A 1,182-nucleotide genomic window follows, 5' to 3' on the forward strand; every position below is an offset into this window, starting at 1 on the left:
CGGTGATCACCGTGGTCTGGACCCACAACCTCGCCATCGGCGTGCTGGTCGGCGTGCTGCTGTCGGGCATCTTCTTCGCCGCCAAGATCGCCCAGCTGTTCCGCGTCACCTCGCATCTGTCGAAGGACGGGCGCGAGCGGACCTATGTGGTCGAGGGCCAGCTGTTCTACGGCTCGGTCGAGGATTTCATGGACGCCTTCGACTTCCGCGAGGCGCTGGACCGGGTGGTGATCGACGTGAGCCTCGCCCATATCTGGGATATCTCGTCGGTGCAGGCGCTGGACATGGCGGTGCTGAAGTTCCGCCGCGACGGGGCCGAGGTGAGCATCGTCGGCATGAACCAAGCGACCGAAACCATCGTCGACCGGCTGGCGATCCACGACAAGCCGGGCGCGATGGACAAGCTGATGGCCCATTGAGGAGGATGACATGACCGACAAGATATTGGCCCTCGTCGACGGCTCCGCCCATGCGCGCAGCGTCTGCCTGCACAGCACCTGGATCGCCGGCCGGCTCGGTGCCTCGGTTGACCTGCTGCATGTGCTGGGGCGGCGCGAGGGGGGCGCCGGCGGCGACCTGTCGGGGGCGCTGCAGCTCGGCGCGCGGACGGCGCTGCTGGAGCAGCTGGCCGAGCTCGACGCGCAGCGGGCGAAGCTGGCGCTGGCGAAGGGTCGCGCCATCCTCGACGATGCGCAGGCGATCCTGGCCGAGGGCGGGGTCACCGAGGTGACGCCGCGGCTGCGGCAGGGCGATCTGATCGAGGCGGTGTCGGAGCTGGAGCCGACGCTCCGGGCGCTGGTGATCGGTCGGCGCGGCGAGGCGGCGGGTTTTGCCGAAGGGCATCTCGGCTCGAATCTCGAGCGGATCATCCGGTCGTCCCGGGCGCCGGTCTTCGTGGCGGCCGCCGATTACCGGCCGATCACCCGGGTGCTGGTGGCCTATGACGGCGGCGACAGCGCCCGGACCGCGATCCGGCGCATGGCGGAGAGCCCGGTGTTCCGCGGGCTCGCCATCACCATCGCCTGCGCTGGGTCCGACACGCCCCCTGTCCGGGCCCGGCTGGAGGAGGCGCAGGCCCAGCTCGCCGCGGCGGGGCTGCAGGCGGAGACCGCCGTGACCGAGGGCGAGCCGGAAGTGGCGCTGAAGCGGAAGATCGAGGCGGAGGGCTTCGATCTCTTGGTC

Annotated in this window: 2 protein-coding genes; both read left to right on the forward strand. The window is 70.4% G+C overall.

Annotation, left to right across the window (positions count from 1 at the left end; translation table 11 throughout):
• Positions 1–419, forward strand: a 419-nt coding sequence (locus C5F48_RS23990; protein ID WP_146170765.1) for an STAS domain-containing protein, incomplete at its 5' end; no start/stop codon positions are given.
• A gap of 10 nt (positions 420–429) precedes the next feature.
• On the forward strand, positions 430–1,182 hold a 753-nt coding region (locus tag C5F48_RS23995), incomplete at its 3' end, for a universal stress protein (protein WP_107666151.1).

The sequence above is a fragment of the Cereibacter changlensis JA139 genome, assembly GCF_003034985.1.
Lineage (GTDB): Bacteria > Pseudomonadota > Alphaproteobacteria > Rhodobacterales > Rhodobacteraceae > Cereibacter > Cereibacter changlensis.